A 16,753-nucleotide genomic window follows, 5' to 3' on the forward strand; every position below is an offset into this window, starting at 1 on the left:
GTTGTGGATGCTGACTTCGGTCACCGGAGTCTTTCTCGTCGCGTGCATCGTGGAGCTGCTGCGCCGCCGCAAGCTCAAGGAGAAGTACGCGTTCCTGTGGGTGCTCACCGGCCTGGTGATCATCCCGCTGGGCTTCTTCCCGAGCGGCCTCGACTCGGTCGCCCGCGCGGTGGGTGTCGCCTCCGGCGTCAGCCTCCTGCTCTTCCTCAGCGTCGCGTTCCTCTTCATCGTCTGCCTCCAGCTGAGCTGGGAGGTGGGTCATCTCGAAGAGGAGGGCCGCACCCTCTCGGAGGAGGTGGCTCTGCTGCGCATCGACGTGACGGAGCTGCGCAAGGAGCTGGCGGAGAAGGCCGACACGGCGGGTCAGGGGAGCGGCAAGTGATCGACGGCAAGCGCGTACTGATCATCATGCCGGCGTGGAACGAGGCCGAGGGCGTCGCCGACGTCGTCAAGGAGGTCTACACGACCCTCCCCGGCGTCGACGTCCTCGTCGTCGACGACGGCTCCGCCGACGACACCAGCGCCGTGGCGCGCGGTGCCGGCGCGACCGTGATGACCCTCCCGTACAACCTCGGTGTCGGCGGCGCGATGCGCGCCGGCTACCGCTACGCGCACGACCGGGGCTACGACGTGGCCATCCAGGTCGACGCGGACGGTCAGCACGACCCGCGCAACGTGCCGGAGCTGCTGGCGCGCCTGGAGGGCGGCGCGGACCTCGTCATGGGCGCGCGTTTCGCGGGCACCGGCGACTACGAGACCCGCGGCCCGCGCAAGTGGGCGATGCTCGTCCTCGCCTTCTGGCTGTCGCGCATGGCCAAGACCAAGCTGACCGACGTCACCTCGGGCTTCCGCGCCTCCAACCGCGACCTGATCGACGTCTTCGCGCACTGGTACCCGGTGGAGTACCTGGGCGACACGGTGGAGTCCTCCATCGCCGTGGTCCGGGCCGGCTACCGGATCGAGCAGGTGCCCGTCGCGATGCGTCCGCGCGCGACCGGCACCCCGAGCCAGTCGCCGTGGAAGGCCACCCTGTACCTGGGCCGCATCGGCATGATCCTGCTGCTCGCGCTCAGCCGCCGGTCCGTCCTCGGCCCCAAGGGGAAGAGCAAGTGACGGCGGTGCGCACGCTCGACATCATGCTGCCGCACTACGGCGACACCGGTCTGATGCAGGCCGCCGTCCGCAGTGTGCTCGACCAGACGGACGAGGACTGGCGGCTGACCGTCGTGGACGACGGCAAGGAGGAGGGCGTACCCGAGTGGTTCGCCTCCCTCGGCGACAGCCGCGTCCGCTACCTGCGCAACGAGCAGAACCTCGGCATCACCAAGAACTTCCGCAAGTGCGTCGACCTCGTCGAGTCCACCCACTTCTCGATGCTGGGCAGTGACGACCTGCTGCTGCCGACCTATGTCGCGACGATGCGCGCCGCGATCGAGGCCGAGCCCGGTGCGGCGATCTACCAGCCGGGCGTCGAGGTCATCGACGAGAACGGCGCCCCGTCGAGCACCCTGGGCGACGAGGTCAAGAAGCGGCTGTACGCGCCGAAGGACAACGGGCGCCGCCTGGTCCTCTCGGGTGAGCCGCTGGCCGCGAACCTGCTCGGCGGCAACTGGCTCTACTTCCCGTCGATCGTGTGGCGGGCCGACGCCGTGAAGGCGGTCAGCTTCCGGGAGGACCTGTCGGTCATCCAGGACCTGGCGCTGATCATCGAGCTGATCCGGCGCGGCGAGAAGCTGGTGGTCGAGCCGGCCACAGCCTTCCGCTACCGGCGCCACTCGGGCAGCCTGTCGTCCTCCGAGGCCGTCTCCGGTGCCCGCTTCGGCGAGGCCGTGCGGTTCTTCAACGAGGTGGCCGACGAGCTCGACCTGCACGGCTGGCCGAAGGCCGCGAAGGCGGCCCGCCGTCATCTGTCGATGCGGCTGCACGCGCTGACCATGGTGCCGGGCGCCTTGCGCCACCGGCAGTCGGCCGCCGTGCGCAAACTGCTGGGTTATGCCCTGACCAGCTCGCAGTGACCGTCCGAGCGGGGCGGCGGGAATGCTCCCGCCGCCCCGCTCGGGCGTGGTCCGCCCCTGTCCCGTGTCCAGAACGCCGTTCGTCCGGAAGCCCTAAGCCCCCATGACTCCCACGCAAGCAGCGCAGCGGTCCGACGCCCCCCGGTTCAGCATCATCGTTCCGGCGTACGGGGTGGAGGCGTACCTGCGCGACTGTCTCGACTCGGTGCTGAGCCAGTCGTTCCAGGATTTCGAGCTGATCGCCGTCAACGACGCCTCGCCCGACGCCTGCGGCGCGATCATGGACGAGTACGCGGCGCTCGACCCGCGCGTGGAAGCACTGCAGCTCCAGCAGAACGTGGGCCTGGGCCGCGCCCGCAACGCCGGCATGGCACGGGCCAAGGGCACCTACCTGCTCTTCCTGGACAGCGACGACACCCTGCTGCCCGGCTCGCTCGCGGCGATCGCCCAGCGGCTCGACGAGACCGGCGACCCGGAGCTGCTGGTCTTCGACTACTCCCGCACGCACTGGGACGGCCGGATCACCCCGAACGCCAAGGCCAAGGTGCTCGCCGACAGCCCCCGCGAGGCCGTCGCCCTGGACGCCAACCCGGGCCTCCTCGGGCTGCTCCAGGTTGCCTGGAACAAGGCCTACCGCCGGGACTTCGTGGAGCGCTGGGGCTTCGAGTACCCCACCGGCTACTACGAGGACACCCCCTGGACGTACCCGGTCCTGATCGCCGCCGAGTCCATCGCGGTGCTCCCCCGGGTCTGCGTGCACTACCGGCAGCGCCGCCAGGGCAGCATCCTGCACAGCACCAGCCGCAAGCACTTCGACGTCTTCGACCAGTACGGCCTGGTGTTCGCGTTCCTCGACGCGCACCCCGAGTTCGACCGCTGGCGCGGCCCCCTCTTCGACCGCATGATCACCCACTTCCGGGTGGTCGAGAACTCCCCCGGCCGCCTCCCCGACGAGGCCCGCGCCGAGTTCCGCGCGACCTTCCTCCGGTACGAGAAGCAGTACCGCCCGGCCGGACACGCCACCCCGCAGGGCTCGGCCTCCGCCCGCCGCAAGGCCGTCGGCAAGCTGCCGGCCCCGGTGCGCGGCGCCGCCCGGCGCGCGTACCGCACGGCCCGCAAGGTCAAGGCCGCCCCGCGCCGGCTGCGCAAGCCGCTGCGCACCGCGGTGCTGGCCGGCTACTACCGGGCGCAGCGGATGCTGCCCGTGAAGAACGACACGGCCGTGTTCGCGGCGTACTGGAACACGGACTACGCCTGCAACCCGGCCGCCGTGCACGAGAAGCTGCTGGAGCTCGCGCCGAAGGTGAAGACGACCTGGGTCCTGAAGCCCGGCTCGCGCAACACCCCGCCGCCCGGCACGAACGTCGTGCACCCCGGCTCGTTCGGTTTCTGGCGCGCGATGGCCCGCGGGAAGTACTTCGTCAACAACGTCAACTTCCCCACCCGGGTGGTCAAGCGGCCCGGCCAGATCCACGTCCAGACGCACCACGGCACCCCGCTGAAGCGGATGGGCGTCGACCTGGCCGAGTACCCCGTCGCCCAGGGCGACCTGGACATGGCGTCGCTGATGGAGCGGGTGGACCGCTGGGACTACAGCGTCTCCTCCAACAGCTTCACCACCGCCATCTGGGACCGCGCCTACCCGGCCGAGTACACCAAGCTGGACTACGGCTACCCGCGCAACGACGTGCTCGTCCGGGCCGGCGAGGACGAGCGGCTGCGGGCCCGCGCGGCGCTCGGGCTGCCCGAGGACACCACGGTCGTGCTGTACGCGCCGACCCACCGCGACTACCAGAACGTGCCGCAGCCGCTGCTCGACCTGGAGCACCTGGCGGCCCGCCTCGGCAAGGGCTTCACCGTGCTGTCCCGGGCGCACTACTTCCTCCTGGACAACCCCGGCGGCACCGGCCCGAAGGACGGCTCCGGCGTCGTGGACGTCAGCCGCCACCCCTCGGTCGAGGAGCTGTTCCTCGCCGCCGACTGCCTGCTGACCGACTACTCGTCGCTGATGTTCGACTACGCGCTGCTCGACCGGCCCGTCGTCGTCTACGCCAACGACTGGGACGTCTACCGCGCCACCCGCGGCACCTACTTCGACATCCACGTCGAGAAGCCGGGCCACGTCGTGGCAACCGAGCCGGAGCTGCTCGACGTCTTCCTCTCGGGGCGCTGGTCGGACGAGGAGTCCGCGAAACTGCGCACCGAGTTCCGGAGACGGTTCTGTGAGTTCGATGACGGCTCCGCCGCCGAGCGCGTGGTACGCAGGGTGTTCCTGAACGAGGAGAATGTACCGCCGGTGGTGCTTCCTCCGGAGCGCCCGAGCCCTCGCACCCGCGGCTAGAGCTACCGTGTCCGGCGAGCCGTACGTCGCCGTCACGTTTGAAACACCTTGAGGAAAGGCGCAGTACCCAATGCCTCCCCGCCTGTCAGTGATCGTTCCCGTGTACAACGTGGAGCTCTTTCTCGACGAGTGCCTGCAGTCCCTTGCCGACCAGACCTTCACCGACTGGGAGGCGATCGTCGTCGACGACGGCTCCAAGGACGGCAGCCTCGCGATCGCCGAGAGCTGGGCGGCGAAGGACGCGCGGATCCGCGTGGTCGCGCAGGAGAACCAGGGGCTGGGGCCCGCCCGTAACACCGGTGTCGCGCACCTCACGGACGGCACCGAGTACCTCGCGTTCGTCGACAGCGACGACATCGTGCTGCCGGACGCCTACGAGCGCTTCATCGCCAAGCTGGACGCGACCGGGTCGGACTTCGCCAGCGGCAACGTGAACCTGCTCAAGGCCGGCGAGATCCTGATCTCCCCGCTCCACGAGAAGCGCCTCAACAAGGACCGCGACCGCACCCACATCTCCCACGACAAGGCGCTGGTCTACGACCGCACCGCGTGGAACAAGGTGTTCCGGCGCTCGTTCTGGGAGCGTCACGCCTTCGAGTTCCCGGGCATCCTGTACGAGGACGCCCCGGTGACCCTGCCCGCGCACTTCCGGGCCACCTGCGTCGACGTCCTCGGTGACCCCGTCTACCTGTGGCGGCAGCGGACCGGCGGCGCCCCGTCCATCACCCAGCGCCGCACCGAGCCGGTCAACGTCCGCGACCGCATAAGGTCGTGCGACTCCGTGAGCCGCTTCCTCGGCACGCAGCCGGGCGAGGAGTTCGCGGAGCACAAGCGGTGGTACGACGAGATCTTCATCAGCGACGAGCTGCCCCTTTTCATGGGCGTGCTCGACGAGGCCGGTGAGGAGTTCCGCGAGCTGTTCATGAAGGGCGCCGCCGACTACCTCAGCCGCGTCGACCCCCAGGTGCTGCCCCGCGTCGAGGTGTCGCTGCGGCTCAAGTGCCACCTGATCACCGAGGGCCGGCTGGCCGAGCTCCTCGACCTGCTGGCCTTCGAGCGCGAGACCGGCCGGGCCATCCCGGTCACCCGCCAGGGCCTGCGGCACTTCGCCGACTACCCGGTGCTCGACAAGGGCAACGGCGCCGTCCCGCGCGAGGTCCTGAAGGTCGGCGCCGAGTTCTCCGCCCGCGCCCGCGCCGAGCAGATCCTGTGGCAGGACGGCCGGCTGCACATCGACGGCCACGCCTACATCCGCAACCTGGCGGCCTCGACGCCCAAGCCCTCGCTGCGCGTGCTGATGCTCCGTGAGAACGGCAGCCGGCGCACCGTCCTGGTCCGCCCCAGCCGTACCAAGGCCCCGAAGGCCACCCAGACCTCCGGGCAGTCGCTGCACAACTACGACTGGTCCGGCTTCTCCCTCGACGTCAACCCGGCGAAGCTCAAGGGCCGCGGCGGCTGGCGCGACGGCGTGTGGCGGCTCACCGTCGCCACCGTCCAGGAGGGCGTGGCGCGCCGCACCCGGCTGAAGGCCGGCGAGAGCGGCAACGCCGAGAGCCCGGCCCAGCACTGGGTGGAGAAGGACGTGCGGGTCGTCCCGTTCGTCGCCGACAGCCACCTGTACCTGCGCGTCGACCTGGTCCGCGCCCGGCTGACCGGCCACCAGGTCGTCGACGGTGCCGTCGAGCTGTCCGGTGTCCTCGGCCACGAGGCCGCCGCTGACGGCGCCAAGCCCGCGCTGCGCCTCACCCACGCCGGCTCCAAGGCCACCCTGGAGTTCCCGGTCACCCGGAACGGCGCCGAGTTCTCGGTGCGCGTCCCGCTGGCCGACCTGGACGTCGAGGGCCGCGACTCCACGGACCTGGAGGTCACCGACAAGTGGACGGCCGAGCTGATGCTCGGCAAGCGGGCCCACGCCGTCGCGGTCAACGACCGCCAGGGCGACCTGGGCCGCCAGCACCCCGTCGACGGCACCGGTACCGCCGCGTGGGGAGGCAGGACGATCGCGGTCGCCAACGACGGCGTCGGGCGCCTCGTGCTGCGCACCCAGCCGGTCCAGCCCATGATCGCCAAGGCGACGGTGAGCCCCGAGGGCCGCATCGTCCTGGAGGGCGCCCTGCCGGCCACCGTCGACGAGCCCCTGGAGCTGGTGCTGCGGCACAGCCGGCACGCCGAGGAGCACGCGCACCCGGTCAGCGTCGAGGACGGCGTCTTCCACGCCGACTTCCTGCCGGTGCCCGGCGGCCTCACCAAGGTGCCGCTGCGCCAGGGCCGCTGGTACCTCTTCGTCCGCGCCGTCGACAGCCGCGTCGAGGTGCCGATCCGGGCCGTCCCGACGGCGCTGGGCACCCTGCCGGTCTCCTTCTCGGTGCGGGGCCGCGACTACGCGCTGACCCACCGCTTCTACGACCGGCTCCTCGTCGACGCCTCCCCCGACCTGAACGCGCAGGAGGTCGGCTGGTTCCGCCAGCGCGAGCTGCGCACCACGGTGTACCAGGAGGCCCGGACGGCCCCGCTGAAGGACACCGTGCTGTACGCCTCCTTCTCGGGCCGCCAGTTCTCCGACTCGCCGCGCGCGGTCTACGAGGAGCTGCTGCGCCAGGGCTCCGAGCTGGAGCACGTGTGGGTCGTGGAGGACCGCCGGGCCGAGATCCCGGAGGGCGTCCGGGTCATCCGCCGCTGGAGCCGCGAGTGGTACGAGGCGCTCGGCAACAGCCGGTACATCGTGACCAACACCCACCTGCCGTTCTGGATCCGGCGCCGTGAGGGCCAGGTGATCGTCCAGACCTGGCACGGCACCCCGCTCAAGCGGATCGGCCACGACATCGACAGCGTGCAGTTCGCGGACCGCAAGTACCTGTCGAAGGTGGCGGAGGAGACGCCGAGCTGGAGCTTCCTCGTCTCCCCCAACCGCTTCTCGACCCCGATCATGAAGCGGGCGTTCCAGTTCGACGGGGAGATCCTGGAGTCCGGCTACCCCCGCAACGACGTGCTGCTCTCGGACAAGACCGAGGACCTGGCGCGGACCGTGCGGGAGAAGATCGGGCTGCCGGACGGCAAGAAGGTCGTGCTGTACGCGCCGACCTGGCGGGACGACCAGTTCTACCAGGCGGGCAACTACAAGTTCGATCTCCGCGTCGACATCGAGAAGGCCGCCGAGCGGCTCGGCGAGGACCACATCCTCCTCGTGCGCAAGCACTCGAACATCGTGGACGCGGTGCCCGGCGCGGGTGACGGCTTCGTCTTCGACGTCTCGTCCTACCCGGACATCGCCGAACTCTTCCTCATCACCGACGTGCTGGTCACGGACTACTCGTCCCTCATGTTCGACTTCGCGAACACGGGCCGGCCGATGTTGTTCTTCACGTACGACCTGGAGTACTACCGCGACCAGCTGCGCGGCTTCTACTTCGACTTCGAGAAGCGCGCCCCCGGCCCGCTGCTGCAGACGTCCGACGAGCTCATCGACGCGCTCGGCGACATCGACCGCATCAGCGCCGGCTACACCGACGCGTACCGAGAGTTCCGGGACGTGTTCTGCGACCTCGACGACGGCCACGCCGCCGAGCGCGTGATCACGCGGATGCTGGAGCTCGCCCACCCCGACAGCCCCTCCACCGAGCCCGCGGAGCAGCGTTGAAGACGCCATCCATCCCCTTTGTGAACCGGATAGTCGAGCGGATCCCAGCCCAGCGGCGCCTGCCGGTGGCCGTGTACGCCGCGACGCAGCTGATCTTCCTGGTGTGGTGGGCGGCGTTCTACCCGGGCGGGATGAGCTACGACTCGATCTCGTACGTGTGGCACGTCACCACCGGCCACTGGATGTCCAACCACTCGGTGGCGTACGACGGTCTGGTCTGGCTGTCGCTCCAGCTCACCGGTGACCTGGCGCTGCTGACGTTCGCGCAGTCCGTGGCCATGGCCGCGGCGCTGGCGTACGTGGTCGTCACGCTGCGCATGTTCGGCGTGAAGGGGAAGTGGGGCTTCACGGCGGCGGTCGCGTGCGCGGTGCTGCCGTCGATCGGCACCTTCGTCATCTACGTGTGGAAGGACGTGCCGTTCGCGATCGGCGCGGTCCTCGCCTTCGGCGCGACGGGCCGGCTCGCGGCGCGGCGGCTGCGCGGCGAGTCCCAGCTCCGGGACAAGGTCTTCCGCAACGAGATCGCCATGCTGTTCCTCGGCTTCCTGGCGATGGGGCTCTTCCGCAACAACGGTCTGCTCGTCGCGGTCATCGCGGTGCCCGTGCTGCTGCTGACGCTGCCGAAGATGCGCAAGTGGCTGCTGTTCGCGACGGTCGTCCCGGTGACGATCGCGGCGCTGCTGCAGACGGTGATCTACCCGGCCATCGGCGTCATCACGCCGACCAAGGACCAGGTGTACGCGATGAACTACGCGGACATCGCGGTGGTCTACGGCAAGGTCCCGCAGACCTTCACCCAGGCCGACAAGGACCTCATGGCGAAGGTCGCCCCGCTGTCCCACTGGGGCGGGCGCGCGGCGAACTGCTACAACGCCGACTGGGCGATGAAGAAGCCCATGAACCGCAAGCTGGCGGACCAGTACAACGACCAGCTGATCGACCTGTGGTTCCGCGTCCTGAAGCGGACCCCGGACCAGATGATCTCGGCCCGCGTGTGCCGCTCGCACATCGCGTGGTCGCCCTTCCCCGGCCCGGTCGACAAGATGGGCCACACGCTGATCAGCCCGCCGTCCGTGCCGAAGAACCTGTTCGGCTGGGCGGACTGGAACCCGGAGATGGCGGACAGCCCGTACCGCCCGATCCTGAAGATCCGCCCGCTCAACGACACCCTGCACGACGCCGCGTTCTTCACCTGGAAGGCCAGCAAGACGCCGCAGCTGCAGTGGCTGCTGTTCCGCGGCGCGATCTGGTGCTACGCGGCGTACGCCGTGGTGCTCGCCTTCTCCCGCCGGAACCGCAGCTGGGCCCCGGTGGCGCTGCTCGCCACGCCGCTGGCGCTCCAGCTCACGGTGGTCGCCGCCAACCCGGCGCCGCTGGCCCGCTACATGTTCGCCCCGATGTTCCTGGGCATCCTCGCGCTGCCCCTGATCGGCGCGAAGCCCACCTTCACCAAGCGCTCCAAGCCGGCCCCCGAGGAGCAGGAGCAGAAGCCGGCCACCGCTCCGGACCCCGAACCGGAACCGGAACCGGTCGCCTGACGGCGTGAAAGGGGCCCCGCCTCCTCGATCGAGGAGGCGGGGCCCCTTTCACATGTCACTCCAGGGCGTTGCCTAGAACGGGTTGAACTCGTCGAACTCGCGCTGCGGGTCGTCCCGCTCGGCGTCGCGGTCGCGGCGGCGCTGGGCGGCCGGGCGGGGGGCCTCCAGGCGGTGGTCCTCGCCTCGGCGGCCGAGCATCTCGGCGCCGGCCATCATGGTGGGCTCCCAGTCGAAGACGACCGCGTTCTCCTCGGAGCCGATCGCCACGCCGTCGCCGGCGCGGGCGCCGGCCTTCATCAGCCGGTCCTCGACGCCGAGGCGGTTGAGGCGGTCGGCCAGGTAGCCGACGGCCTCGTCGTTGTTGAAGTCGGTCTGGCGGACCCAGCGCTCGGGCTTCTCGCCGCGCACGCGGTAGACGTCCTCGGCCTCGTCGTAGACGACGGTGAACCCGGCGTCGTCGACCGCCTTCGGGCGGATGACGATGCGGGTCGCCTCCTCGACGGGCTTGGCCGCGCGGGCCTCGCCGACGATGCCGGCGAGGGCGTAGGAGAGCTCCTTGAGACCCGTACGGGCCACGGCGGAGACCTCGAACACCTGGTAGCCGCGCTCTTCGAGCTCCGGGCGGATCATGTCCGCGAGGTCCTGGCCGTCCGGGATGTCGATCTTGTTGAGGACGACGAGGCGCGGACGGTCCTCAAGGCCGCCGTACTGCCGCAGCTCCTCCTCGATGATGTCGAGGTCGGAGACCGGGTCGCGGTCGGACTCCAGCGTCGCCGTGTCGAGGACGTGGACGAGGACCGAGCAGCGCTCGACGTGGCGCAGGAACTCCAGGCCCAGGCCACGGCCCTGGCTCGCGCCCGGGATCAGGCCGGGGACGTCGGCGATCGTGTAGACGGTCGAGCCGGCGGTGACCACGCCCAGGTTCGGGACGAGCGTCGTGAAGGGGTAGTCGGCGATCTTCGGCTTGGCGGCCGAGAGCACGGAGATGAGCGAGGACTTGCCCGCGCTCGGGTAGCCGACGAGCGCCACGTCGGCGACCGTCTTGAGCTCCAGGACGACGTCCCCCGCCTCGCCGGGCTCGCCGAGGAGCGCGAAGCCGGGGGCCTTGCGGCGGGCCGAGGACAGCGCCGCGTTGCCGAGGCCGCCGCGGCCGCCCTGGCCCGCGACGTAGGTGGTGCCCTGTCCGACGAGGTCGGCGAGGACGTTACCCGCCTTGTCGAGGACGACGGTGCCGTCGGGCACGGGCAGGACGAGGTCCTGGCCGTCCTTGCCGGAGCGGTTGTCGCCGGCGCCGGGCTGGCCGTTGGTGGCCTTGCGGTGCGGCGAGTGGTGGTACTCCAGGAGGGTGGTCACGGCCTGGTCGACGACCAGGATCACGTCACCGCCACGGCCGCCGTTGCCGCCGTCCGGGCCGCCGAGCGGCTTGAACTTCTCCCGGTGGACGGAGGCGCAGCCGTGGCCCCCGTTACCCGCGGCGACGTGCAGCTCGACGCGGTCCACGAAGGTGGTCATGGTTCTGTGCCTCCAGATACGTAAAACAGGTGGAATGTCTATCTAGTAACACGCGAAAGGCGGACCCGCTTCCCTAACGGGAAGTGAGGTCCGCCTCCGCAAAGTTTCCGATCAGGCGACCGGAACGATGTTCACGACCTTGCGGCCACGGAAGGTGCCGAACTGCACCGAACCGGCCTGCAGGGCGAACAGCGTGTCGTCGCCGCCACGGCCCACACCCGAACCCGGGTGGAAGTGGGTGCCACGCTGGCGGACCAGGATCTCACCCGCGTTGACGACCTGACCGCCGAAGCGCTTCACGCCGAGCCGCTGGGCGTTGGAATCGCGACCGTTCCGGGTGGACGATGCGCCCTTCTTGTGTGCCATTGCTCAGTCCCTCTTTACTTCGCGGCCGTCGGGATGGACGTGACCTTGATCGCCGTGTACTGCTGGCGGTGACCCTGGCGACGGCGGTAGCCCGTCTTGTTCTTGTAGCGCAGGATGTCGATCTTGGCACCCTTGTGGTGGTCCACGACCTGGGCCTCGACCTTGATGCCCGCCAGGACCCACGGGTCGCTGGTCACGGCGTCGCCGTCGACCACGAGCAGGGTCGAGAGCTCGACCGTGTCGCCGACCTTGGCGGTAGAAATCTTGTCAACCTCAACGATGTCGCCGACAGCAACCTTGTGCTGGCGACCACCGCTGCGCACGATGGCGTACACGCGGACTCTCTCTCACTCGGGAACGGGTCCTCTGATGCCAGCCGCCCACGCGCGGGCCCGGGGGCCCACAGCGATCCGGAATCGGACGAGCGGCCTCTCCCGGAGGACCGGGAGGGAGGTGCTCAGAGGTGTGGCGCAATCAGACACGCCGACGGTCTAGGTTACGGGCGGCTCCCGCAGGGGGTCAAATCCCGGCCGTGTCGCCCGACGGGTCGCCCGCGGCGGTCTCCTCGACGAAGCCCTTGAGCCAGGCGCGGAAGTCCGGGCCCAGGTCCTCGCGCTCGCAGGCGAGCCGCACGATGGCCCGCAGGTAGTCGCCACGGTCGCCCGTGTCGTACCGGCGGCCCTTGAAGACGACACCGTGCACGGGGCCGCCCAGCGTCTCGTCGGCCGCCATCTTCTGCAGCGCGTCGGTGAGCTGGATCTCGCCGCCGCGGCCCGGCTCGGTCCCGCCGAGGACGCCGAAGACGGCCGGGTCGAGGACATAGCGGCCGATGATCGCGTAGTTGCTCGGCGCGTCCGCGACGTCCGGCTTCTCGACCAGGCCGGTGATCCGTACGACATCGGCGTCGGCGGTCGGCTCGACGGCCGCGCATCCGTACAGGTGGATCTGCGCCGGGTCGACCTCCATCAGCGCGACGACGCTGCCGCCGCCGGCCGCCAGGACCTCCAGCATCCGGGCGAGCAGCGGGTCGCGCGGGTCGATCAGGTCGTCGCCGAGGAGCACCGCGAAGGGCTCGTCGCCGACGTGAGGCTGCGCGCACAGCACGGCGTGGCCGAGGCCCCGCGGGTCGCCCTGGCGCACGTAGTGCATGGTGGCGAGCTCGCTGGACTCCTGGACCCGCGCGAGGCGCTCGTCGTCACCCTTGCGGGTGAGCGCCTCCTCCAGCTCGTAGTTCCGGTCGAAGTGGTCCTCGAGCGGACGCTTGTTGCGGCCGGTGATCATCAGGACGTCCGACAGACCCGCCGAGACCGCCTCCTCCACCACGTACTGGATCGCCGGCTTGTCGACGACCGGCAGCATCTCCTTGGGCGTCGCCTTCGTGGCGGGAAGGAAGCGCGTGCCGAGACCGGCGGCGGGGATGACGGCCTTGCGCACCTGGGGGGCGGGGGTGTTGTTCATCGGGCTGGTTCCTGGTTTCCGATCGGGTTCAAAGCCGTGTGGACCGTCCTCGGGAGGAGGACGGTCCACACGGACTGCGTCGGGGACTGGGTCAGTCCTGCGCGGGGGCCGCGGTCTTCTTCACGGCCTTCTTGGCGGTCGTCGTCTTCTTCGCCGCCGTCTTCTTGGCCGCCGCCGTCTTCTTGGTGGCGGCCTTCTTGGCGGTGGCCTTCTTGGCCGTCTTACGGGCCGTCTTCTTCGCCGCCGGAGCGGCCTCGTCGGCCGGGGCCTCCGCGGCCTCGGCGGGCGCCTCGGTCGCGGGGGCCGCGGCCACCACGAGCACGGCGGCCTCCTCGGCACCGGCGGGCGCGCCGGCCGGGGCGGTGGCCTTGCGGACCACCCGGCGACGGGCCTTCGGCGGGGCGGCCACGGGGGCCTCCTCGACGACCGGGGCGGGCTCGGCGGCGGGCGCCGGGGCCTCCTCGACGGCGACCGGCTCGACCACCGTCTCGGCGACCGGCTCCGGGGTGGAGACCACCGGGGCGGACACCTTGCGGGTGGCCCGGCGGCGGGTCCGGGGCGCGGGGGCCTCGGGCGCCTGCTCCTCGACGGCCGGGGCGGGCTCGGCGACCGGGGCCTCGGCCACGGGGGCCTCGACGACCGGCTCCGGCTCCGGCTTCGTCTCCGGGACGACGACCTCGTAGGTCTCCGTCTCGGTCACGGGCCGCGTGGACGCCACCGGCGCCGACACCCGGCGGGTCGCCCGACGGCGGCCACGGCCGCGCGTGGCGGCGGCCTCCGCCTCCGCGGCGCTGCCGTACAGCTCCTCGTCCGCGGCGATCGGCTCGGGCAGCGCCACCGGGGCGGCCAGCTCGGCCGCGAGCTCCGCGTCGGTCTCGTCCGGGGTCTCGTGGAGCTCGGTCTCGTGGGCGTGCTCGTGCTCGTGGGCGTGCCCGTCGCCACCGCGGCCGCGCTTCTTCGCGCGCTTGCCGCCGCCACCGCCACCGTGGGTGGGCGGCTGCTCCATGTGGACGATGACACCGCGCCCGTTGCAGTGGACGCAGGTCTCCGAGAAGGACTCCAGGAGGCCCTGGCCGACCCGCTTGCGGGTCATCTGCACCAGGCCGAGCGAGGTGACCTCGGCCACCTGGTGCTTGGTCCGGTCACGGCCCAGGCATTCCAGGAGGCGGCGCAGCACCAGGTCGCGGTTGGACTCCAGGACCATGTCGATGAAGTCGATGACGACGATGCCGCCCAGGTCGCGCAGCCGCAGCTGGCGCACGATCTCCTCGGCCGCTTCGAGGTTGTTCCTCGTCACGGTCTCTTCGAGGTTGCCGCCCTGACCGGTGAACTTGCCGGTGTTGACGTCGACGACGATCATCGCCTCGGTCTTGTCGATCACCAGCGAGCCGCCGGAGGGCAGCCAGACCTTGCGGTCCAGCGCCTTCATCAGCTGCTCGTCGATCCGGTACGTCGCGAAGACGTCGACCTCGCTGGTCCACCGGGACAGGCGGTCGGCCAGGTCCGGGGCGACGTGGTTCACGTAGCCGTGGATGGTCTCCCACGCGTCGTCGCCGCTGACGATGACCTTGGAGAAGTCCTCGTTGAAGATGTCGCGGACGACGCGGACGGTCATGTCCGGCTCGCCGTAGAGCAGGCTCGGCGCGGAGGTCGAGATCTGCGCGGCCTTCTTCTGGATGTCGGCCCACTGCGCCTGCAGGCGCTCGACGTCACGGCGCAGCTCGTCCTCGCTCGCGCCCTCGGCGGCGGTGCGCACGATGACGCCCGCGTCCTCGGGGACGATCTTCTTGAGGATGGTCTTCAGACGCGCGCGCTCGGTGTCGGGCAGCTTGCGGCTGATGCCGGTCATCGAGCCCTCGGGCACGTAGACCAGGTAGCGGCCGGGCAGCGAGACCTGGCTGGTCAGGCGGGCGCCCTTGTGGCCGATCGGGTCCTTGGTGACCTGCACCAGGACCGACTGGCCGGACTTGAGGGCGGCCTCGATGCGGCGCGGGCCGTGGCCCATGCCGAGCGCCTCGAAGTTGACCTCGCCGGCGTACAGGACGGCGTTGCGGCCCTTGCCGATGTCGACGAAGGCGGCCTCCATCGACGGCAGCACGTTCTGGACCTTGCCCAGGTAGACGTTGCCGACGTACGAGGTGGCCTGCTCCTTGTTGACGTAGTGCTCGACGAGCACGTTGTCTTCCAGGACGCCGATCTGGGTGCGCTCGCCGTTCTGGCGGACCACCATCACGCGCTCGACGGCCTCGCGGCGGGCGAGGAACTCGGCCTCGGTGATGATCGGGACCCGGCGGCGGCCCTGCTCGCGGCCCTCGCGGCGGCGCTGCTTCTTGGCCTCCAGGCGGGTCGAGCCCTTGATGGACTGGACCTCGTCGGACGGCTCGCCCTTCTCGCGCGCCGGGCGGGGCTCGCGGACCTTGACGACCGTACGGACGCCGTCCTCGTCGGCACCCTCGGCCTCGGCGGAGGCGTCACCGCTGCGGCGGCGGCGACGGCGGCGACGGCGGGAGCTGCTGCTGCCCGACGCGGCGGCGTCCTCGTCGGCCTCGTCGGCCTCGTCCTCGGCGTGGAGCTCGTCGGCCTCCTCGCCGTCCTCGGTCTCCTCGCCCTCCTCGGACTCGGCGAGCTCGCCACGGCGACGGCGACGGCCGCCCCGGCGGCGACGACGGGACGGGCGGTCCTCGTACTCGTCGGCCTCGTCGGCCTCGGCCTCGGTCTCGGCCTCCGCCTCGGGGGTGGACTCGACCTCGGGCTCGTCGGCGACGGTGGCCGGGACGGGCTCGACGGCGACGGGCTCGCCACGGCGGCGACGGCGACGGCGGGAGCCGGTCTCGGCACGCTCGGCCTCGACCGTCTCGACGGCTTCGGGGGCCTCGGCGACGTCGGCGACCTCGGTGGTCTCCTCCTCCGGCTCCTCCTCGACGGCCTCGGCGGCGGCGATGTACGCGGCCGTCTCCGGCGTCTGGAACATCGGCTCGGTGAAGACCGGCGGCTGGAAGACGGCGACGGCGGGGCGCGCGGCACGGCGGGTGCGGGGCGCCTCGGCCGCGGTCGACGGCTCGGCGGTGAACTGCGGCGAGGTGGCGCGGCGGCGGGTGCGGCCACGGGTGGCGGCCTGCTCGGCGGCGGCGACCTCGACGGCGTGCGAGGCGATCTCCGAGACGGTGTCCTCGGGCAGCGCCTCACCGGAGGTCTCGGCGGAGATCTCCGCGGCGACGTCCGGGGTCACCACGGGCGCGGTGGCCTTGCGGGTGGCGCGGCGGCGGGTGCGCGGGGCCGGGGCGGCCTCCTCGACGGCCGGGGCGGCGGGGGTCTCGGCGACCGGCGCGGCCGGGGCCTCGACGACCGGGGCGGCCTCGACGGTGGTCTCGGGCGCGGCGGCCTTACGGGTGGCGCGGCGGCGGGTACGGGGAGCCGGGGCGGCCTCCTCGACGGCCGGCGCGGCCGGGGTCTCGACGACCGGCGCGGCCTCGGCGGCGGGGGCGGCCGGGGTCTCGGCGGACGTGGCGGCGCGGGTGGCGCGGCGGCGGGTGCGCGGGGCCGGGGCGGCCTCCTCGACGGCCGGCGCGGCCGGGGCCTCGGCGACCGGCGCGGCGGGGGCCTCGACGGTGGTCTCCGGGGCGGTGGCCTTGCGGGTGGCGCGGCGGCGGGTACGGGGAGCCGGGGCGGCCTCCTCGACGGCCGGCGCGGCCGAGGTCTCGGCGGCCTGGGCGGCGGGGGCCTCGGTGGTCTCGGCGGTCCCTGCCGTCACCGGCGGGCCGGCCGGGCGGGACGCCGCACGGCGCCGGCGGCGCGGCGGCAGCTTGTCACCGGGTGCGTCGCTGTCTGCGTTACCCGTGTTGTTGGTGTTTTCTTCGTGCTGTTCGAGCATGCGGGCGGTTCTCCC

11 protein-coding genes are annotated in these 16,753 nt (G+C 71.5%); 6 read left to right on the plus strand and 5 right to left on the minus strand.

What is annotated here, in order from left to right:
• Positions 1 to 7 precede the first annotated feature (7 nt).
• From ACZ3ZE_RS03990 to ACZ3ZE_RS04015, 6 genes are all read left to right on the plus strand, one after another.
• Positions 8 to 382 carry a DUF2304 domain-containing protein gene (locus ACZ3ZE_RS03990; RefSeq protein WP_329420553.1) on the plus strand — a complete coding sequence of 125 codons (375 nt, stop codon included), beginning with the start codon at positions 8 to 10 and terminating at the stop codon, positions 380 to 382.
• Complete coding sequence (locus tag ACZ3ZE_RS03995) at positions 379 to 1,113, plus strand: glycosyltransferase family 2 protein (RefSeq protein ID WP_361163183.1); 735 nt, start codon at positions 379 to 381, stop codon at positions 1,111 to 1,113. Before ACZ3ZE_RS03990 ends, ACZ3ZE_RS03995 begins: the two co-directional genes overlap by 4 nt.
• A complete protein-coding gene (locus ACZ3ZE_RS04000) occupies positions 1,110 to 2,015 on the plus strand; it encodes a glycosyltransferase family 2 protein (RefSeq protein ID WP_361163181.1) in 906 nt (301 codons plus the stop codon). The genes ACZ3ZE_RS03995 and ACZ3ZE_RS04000 overlap by 4 nt, the downstream gene beginning before the upstream one ends.
• Before the next feature lie 103 nt (positions 2,016 to 2,118).
• Positions 2,119 to 4,356 (plus strand): bifunctional glycosyltransferase/CDP-glycerol:glycerophosphate glycerophosphotransferase, encoded by a 2,238-nt coding sequence (locus ACZ3ZE_RS04005; protein WP_361163179.1) that lies wholly within the window; start codon positions 2,119 to 2,121, stop codon positions 4,354 to 4,356.
• A gap of 70 nt (positions 4,357 to 4,426) precedes the next feature.
• The gene (locus tag ACZ3ZE_RS04010; RefSeq protein ID WP_467257243.1) at positions 4,427 to 7,993 is read left to right on the plus strand and encodes a bifunctional glycosyltransferase/CDP-glycerol:glycerophosphate glycerophosphotransferase; all 3,567 of its coding nucleotides are present in this window, start codon (positions 4,427 to 4,429) and stop codon (positions 7,991 to 7,993) included.
• Positions 7,994 to 8,013: 20 nt separating this feature from the next.
• Positions 8,014 to 9,531: a DUF6020 family protein gene (locus ACZ3ZE_RS04015; RefSeq protein ID WP_467257245.1), complete on the plus strand. Its 1,518-nt coding sequence runs from the start codon at positions 8,014 to 8,016 to the stop codon at positions 9,529 to 9,531.
• Positions 9,532 to 9,603: 72 nt separating this feature from the next.
• Here the strand turns inward: ACZ3ZE_RS04015 and obgE are convergent, their stop codons facing one another.
• From obgE to ACZ3ZE_RS04040, 5 genes are all read right to left on the minus strand, one after another.
• On the minus strand, positions 9,604 to 11,043 hold the full coding sequence (gene obgE / locus ACZ3ZE_RS04020) for a GTPase ObgE (protein ID WP_361163173.1): 1,440 nt from the start codon (positions 11,041 to 11,043) through the stop codon (positions 9,604 to 9,606).
• A 111-nt stretch (positions 11,044 to 11,154) separates the two neighbouring features.
• Entirely contained in the window at positions 11,155 to 11,409 is a 255-nt protein-coding gene (gene rpmA / locus ACZ3ZE_RS04025) for a 50S ribosomal protein L27 (protein WP_030494090.1), read from the minus strand.
• 14 nt (positions 11,410 to 11,423) lie between these two features.
• Positions 11,424 to 11,744, minus strand: a complete 321-nt coding sequence (gene rplU / locus ACZ3ZE_RS04030) for a 50S ribosomal protein L21 (RefSeq protein WP_329420562.1) — start codon at positions 11,742 to 11,744, stop codon at positions 11,424 to 11,426.
• A 184-nt stretch (positions 11,745 to 11,928) separates the two neighbouring features.
• Entirely contained in the window at positions 11,929 to 12,867 is a 939-nt protein-coding gene (gene galU, locus ACZ3ZE_RS04035) for a UTP--glucose-1-phosphate uridylyltransferase GalU (RefSeq protein ID WP_361163170.1), read from the minus strand.
• A gap of 91 nt (positions 12,868 to 12,958) precedes the next feature.
• Positions 12,959 to 16,738: an Rne/Rng family ribonuclease gene (locus ACZ3ZE_RS04040; RefSeq protein WP_467257246.1), complete on the minus strand. Its 3,780-nt coding sequence runs from the start codon at positions 16,736 to 16,738 to the stop codon at positions 12,959 to 12,961.
• Between the last annotated feature and the right edge of the window lie 15 nt (positions 16,739 to 16,753).

The organism is Streptomyces sp. NPDC023157, assembly GCF_055560575.1.